The 5,667-nt window shown below is 42.6% G+C and carries 2 protein-coding genes; both read right to left on the bottom strand.

The features are described 5' to 3' along the window. Positions 1-366: 366 nt before the first annotated feature. On the bottom strand, positions 367-1,845 hold the full coding sequence (locus AB8804_RS22970; protein ID WP_371190235.1) for an alpha/beta fold hydrolase: 1,479 nt from the start codon (positions 1,843-1,845) through the stop codon (positions 367-369). A 196-nt stretch (positions 1,846-2,041) separates the two neighbouring features. Further along, complete coding sequence (locus tag AB8804_RS22965; protein WP_371190234.1) at positions 2,042-5,296, bottom strand: autotransporter outer membrane beta-barrel domain-containing protein; 3,255 nt, start codon at positions 5,294-5,296, stop codon at positions 2,042-2,044. Positions 5,297-5,667: the final 371 nt, after the last annotated feature.

Below are 5,667 nucleotides of genomic sequence, written 5' to 3'. Positions count from 1 at the left end.
ATACATAATAATTCCATTAATACAAATGATAACGATAAGTTAAACAGTCTTACATCACTCAGTAATGGGTTATTATATTTTCAGAATAATGAAGTCATCTTTTAAAAGGTTCGCTTGATTTTATTATAAGTATAATAAAAAGAACATTTTGAAAATATTGAATTATTATTCTCCAGTTCAAAACGATGACTTCGGATCGATATACATAAATACTCTTCCCCTGCCCTAAAAGGTTGGAACGACGTCATAAAAAATCTGAACCGGTAAATTTAGCCCCAGCCGCTTAAGTCAGATATGGTGGGTGAAAATTCGTGGTGCCTGTAATCGGCACCACCGTTTGAAGAGATCTCTGACCTGCTTTTACTATCAGCGACAAATACTATCGCTAAGTTTTTTTTCTGGATTAATCAGATAATTCACGACGGCTTTATTTATACAGAGGTTTGTGCCTGATAATGCCAACGTATGCCCGTCCCCTTCTAGCGTTACAAGTGGACTGTTGAATAGCGTGGCCATTGCCCTGGCATTGTTCCATGGAGTGGTTGCATCATAGCGTTGTGCAACAAACAGTAGCTGATTAAGCCGGGGAACATTCGCAGGGCGCTTCGCGAGAACGTTATTCCTCCACGGCATGACCTCACACAATCCGATGGGGATTGTTACATCCGGCTGAAAATTTGTTGCAGCAAAAGCATTTCTTATGCGCATCTTCTGGATAAAGTTCTCTTCCTGACTAAGAGTGGGCAAAGACTGATCGACACAGCTGATAACGTTTAGCGCATCTGAATCCCCGTATGCTTTTACATAATCATCCAGCCTATTGCTGATCTCTTCACTGACAATACCGGCGCTAAACTGCCTAACCGCAGTAGCCAGATCTGGCCAGGTTGAGCGCCATAGTAATAGATCTGTCGTGAGCGATAACAGCTCCTCGTCAGACACTTTCTGTCCCTCAGTGCCATAAGAAAGTGGATGCGAGTGCAGCTGGCTCAACAGATTTCGGTATTGTTGACTAGCGAGAGCCTTATCTGATGAAAGAGGACAGCTGCCTGTTTCTGCGCACCAGGCGGCAAAACGCTCAAACGTCTGCTGAAATCCTCGTTCCTGATTAAGCCTCATTATATTATCATTTTTGGCTTCATCCAGGTCGACAACACCATCCAGAACTATAGCCCTGATTAGCGAGGGGAATCGTTCAGCATAAAGTGCGGCGACCTGGGTGCCATATGAATAAGCAACCGCTGTTAGTTTTGGTTCATTGAGTGCCTGGCGAATACGGTCAACATCACTGACCGCTTCATCGGTACCTATATGCCTGAGAACCTCAGCACCGGTGTTATCGATGCAGGCTTTGAGCATGTTCCGGGCTTCCTGCCATTCATCAACAGGAGTGGCATATCCATTTTCTGCCACCTTGCAGTTTATTCTCGGAGTCGACTGACCGACACCGCGCGGATCGTATCCCACAATATCCCAGGATTCTCTCAGTTTATTCACGGCAAAGTCGTGATGTAATCCAGGGTTGATACCTGGCATGCCCGGACCGCCGCTGATCATGATTAAACTTCCCTTGCGAGCCCCTGTCGCGGGTAATAGTGTCAGCGCAAGCCTGACTGTTTGATGGTTCCCATATGATTCAATGCTGCTGCCATCTCTATACTTTAACGGTACGTCGAGGAAGCCGCATCGAAGATTTTGCGTAGGTGACAGATCAAACCAGGAGTGGAACTTGCTGTTTAAGCATGATTCCCATTGAATTGGCCCCGCCTGGGCAGCGCTGGAAATGAAGCTCGTTATGAGTAATAAAAGTGACAGCGTTTTTAGCATAAAGATTATCCTGTTCATCCCTGTTAAAGAAAATGCACTACCCTTACGATAATTACAGCTGGATACAACGCTCACTAAGGCGGTCACTATCATAAAGCGGCGACTACTTTCGTAATAGTCTAAGATAGAATGAGATTAAAAAATAAGATCAGGTAAGTATACAATAACTAACCACCTGATCTTATTTAAAATATATATTAAGCAACAGTGTATATTAAAAAATATACTTTATTCCCATCATAGCTTGTGTATCGCTGTAACCCTGATCACCTATCTGCTGGGCAACATTACCCCACAGATTAAGATTTGGATTTAGCTGACCTTCAACACCAGTTTTAATCTCACCAATATTTCGGGTCCCAGCTATTTTAACCTCGACACCATCCATTCGCGTTCCAAAAGTTTTGGTGTTATGTAGCCAGTTAATTTCCACAAAGGGTTCGAATACTCTGTTTTTACCCTCATCCACGAGGCTGTGTCCTTTGATGAAGGCCCTTGCACCTAAACGGGACTGAATATTTCCATCTCCTTTACCACTCACGCGAGTTCCATTAGATTCATGGTGGTCATCAGCTTTTACGCCCATCCATGTCAGTTGTGCCACAGGTTGAACGTAATAACTTTCTCGAGTATTTTTCTCACCGGTCTTCCATGTGTAACCGGCTTCAACAGATGCAGTTATCCCTTTGGATTTATAACCTTCCGACGCCAGTTTTTCGCCGCTCACCGTATTGCTAAACCAGTTATAAAGCATCCAGGTATCAACATATCCACCTGTTTTTTCCTGGTTATCCTGAAGCCATGTCCCGTACATGCCGACACTATAACCGTTGACGCTACCATCAGCCCGGTAACCGCTATAACTACTACGGGTATTGCTTTTTTGGTTAGCGTATCCACCCATAACACCAATATGAAAGCGATTGTTAGCATTACTGCTCCACTGAGCAACATCCCCACCCAGCTGTAAAACATATCGATTTGCCTGAGTTTTCAACTGACCAGTACTGTCCTTAAACCTGTTATGGCCACCGATATTTCGTAACCACATGCTGGTTACTTTCTCTTCACCAGTTAGTGCATCAACATAATGCGTTTCGCCCAGGCGATCGTGTAGCCTGTGAACAAAAAGCGTATTTGCGGCCAGAAGGTTTGCTGCATACTCGGTTCCTTCCGGGCGAATTATTGGTTCAGGCTTAGGTGTAGGCTCCGGTCCAGGTTCTGGTGTAGGTTCCGGTGTCGGCTCTGGTGTAGGTTCCGGTGTCGGCTCTGGTGCAGGTTCCGGTCCAGGCTCTGGTTTGGTATTTACAAGATACCAGTTACTGTAGTCAGTATCTTTACCCCGACTTAAGTAATATTCGTAGGCGCCTCCAACAATACGACCTTTTTGTAAGAAAACGCCATTGGATTGACCAGCTACGCTGATAAGTTCGATTCCGTGGGTAGTATAATCCCCTGTTCCACCAACGTTATTCACGTGCACATATGTTGTCCCGGAGGTATCACCACCGATTTTCATTCTGTCGGTTTGAGAGGAATCATCACCCAGTACAGTATTGAAATAAATTTGTCCGTGATTGCCCGCATAATCGCCTGAGACAATAAGTTCGTTGCCGACTTGCTCTTTGGATATAGCCCCGACTCTACCCAGAATAATGCTTCCATCATTCATAAATTTATTATCGATAACCAGCTGAGATGGCGTAAATTTGTCAGAATAATAACTACCTACTCTTAATACTCCGCCTTCTTTAACAGTGGTATTTCCTAAAGATCCTTCGGCAGATAAAGTACCTTCATTTTGGACAAAGATATTCCCCCCCAAGGCATTAGATGAGTCTACACCACCTTCGGCAACCGAAAAATCTCCGTTATAATCTTTGCTGTCGCCGCTGAGATATAATACAGATGTTCCGTTTTTTTCAGTCTGGCCGGAACCTGCAAATGAACCGGCATAAAGGCTATCGACATTCTGGTCAATAATAAGGCTAGCGTCTGTTACATCGACGATACCTCCTTTGCCAGAAAGCGATGACATAACTAAATTATGATTATTGAGATTGAGCTTTCCTGCATTTACGGTGTAGGGGGTATTATTTACGAATGCATCTTTACTTTCTGAACGCAGTTCCCCACCTTCAACCCGGGTTCCACCCGAATAGCTATTCACCCCGGATAACGCCACCAAACCTTCGCCTGACTTAACTATCCCGCCTTTACCAGATAATGAACCGTTAAGATACATTTCTTTCGCGTCATCGGCTTCAAGGACGGATTCAGAGAGAACGTTCATATTAACTTTGGTGGATAAGCGGTTATCGCAATATTTACAATCATTAACACGCAGAGTGCCGCCATTCAAATTAAATGCATATTTTCCATCCCCTGCAACGATAGCGTCCTCTTCAGGCGATAAAATACTGTTTGCGATTGTGATAAAACCATTTTTATTGAGATTAACAATTGCAGACGTTCCTGCACTACTGGCCATGAAAAGGCCTGAGACGGGATTTTCGAAACCATCCTGATCGGTGTTAGCCTTGCCTTCAAATATTACATCGGCATAGTTATCTACATTAAGAACAGCTGAGCCAGCACCTTTTTGAGTATATTTTACGTCAATCGACTGGAGGGTATCAAGGGCATCTGCCGCAAGAGACATCTGGCTTCGGACAATGAGCTGGCTGTTCTCGCCTGAAACATTGATTTCAGCTGAAGGTGGCTTTAGTGCAGAAACTGAATCATCCTGAACAAGAGTTGTTGAAGCACTTATTCTTCCTGCCGACAACTTGCCGCCGTCGGTAATATTAACAGTACCTGAACCAATGAATCCTATGTATAAAGAGCCATTTTCTACGGAGTCTCCAAGATAAGGATCGTTATTTATTATATTAAGTTCACTCCCCTCACCAGAAACATTAACAACCCCCGTATTACTGGTGTTTCCAAAGCCTACATAAGCTCCGTTGTTTGAGAAAATATCAGGCGCAACAACATTTAAAACTGCACCCTCTATAATATTTAGCGTGCCATCCACATGACTATTGCGTTGTGTATTCCAGTCCATTAGGCCACTGCTCCCTACACTAAGGTCAAGTATAGTTATAGGTCCAGTACCCTGACCTACTATGTTAATAATTCCTGTTGTATTACTCACTGAATTATTACCAGCAGATACAGTTCCTGTCGAAAAATAAGTATTATTGCTCAGGTTTTTTGTTGATTCAGATAAGGTTAAAATACCATTCCCGCCATCAACGCCAACATTGAATGCGTGATTGTAGCCAGATGAACCTTTTAAAGTAAGGTTACCATAATTACCATCCCCTCCGCCTATGATATATCCTTTGTTCTTCCAGTCCCAGGTACCTACCTCAACGACTTCTGTCGAGTTAAAATATAACGGAGCCGATTCCACTGAGTAACTCAAAAGGAAAAATGGTATGATTAATTTCGGTGCATTATTCATCTAAAACAACATCCTGTAAATTATAGACATTGCTGGACTTTATCATGCTAGTTGAAATGAAACAATTAGTTACTCTTACCCAAGAGACTACCACGTTGTTAATGTTGAAATTTTATGTGGATTCAATGTTTTTTGAATGAACGGTCATTGTTTTGAAATCAAGGCATTTACAAATTAACAACTAAACATCGCAATTTAATTAATTAATTTTACTAAATTATAACTCTTTTAACAATTATCCAGCATATACTTGTGGTTATACCAATTTTAGAGAGGGTTACCCCTAAGCGTTGACTATAAAACACCCAAGTGGTTACATGCTTAAAATAACATAATGCCTACCATGAATAACTTATATTTCATTATTATAC

The sequence above is a fragment of the Enterobacter sp. KBR-315C3_2022 genome (assembly GCF_041399425.1).
Taxonomy (GTDB): domain Bacteria; phylum Pseudomonadota; class Gammaproteobacteria; order Enterobacterales; family Enterobacteriaceae; genus Enterobacter.
The sequence above is the reverse complement of the archived record's forward strand: the minus strand, read 5'-3'. Positions and strand labels throughout refer to the sequence as shown.

Coding starts and splice junctions, on each gene's coding strand:
- AB8804_RS22970 (WP_371190235.1), bottom strand. CDS start 1,845: ATGAACAGGATAATCTTTATGCTAAAAACGCTGTCACTTTTATTACTC.
- AB8804_RS22965 (WP_371190234.1), bottom strand. CDS start 5,296: ATGAATAATGCACCGAAATTAATCATACCATTTTTCCTTTTGAGTTAC.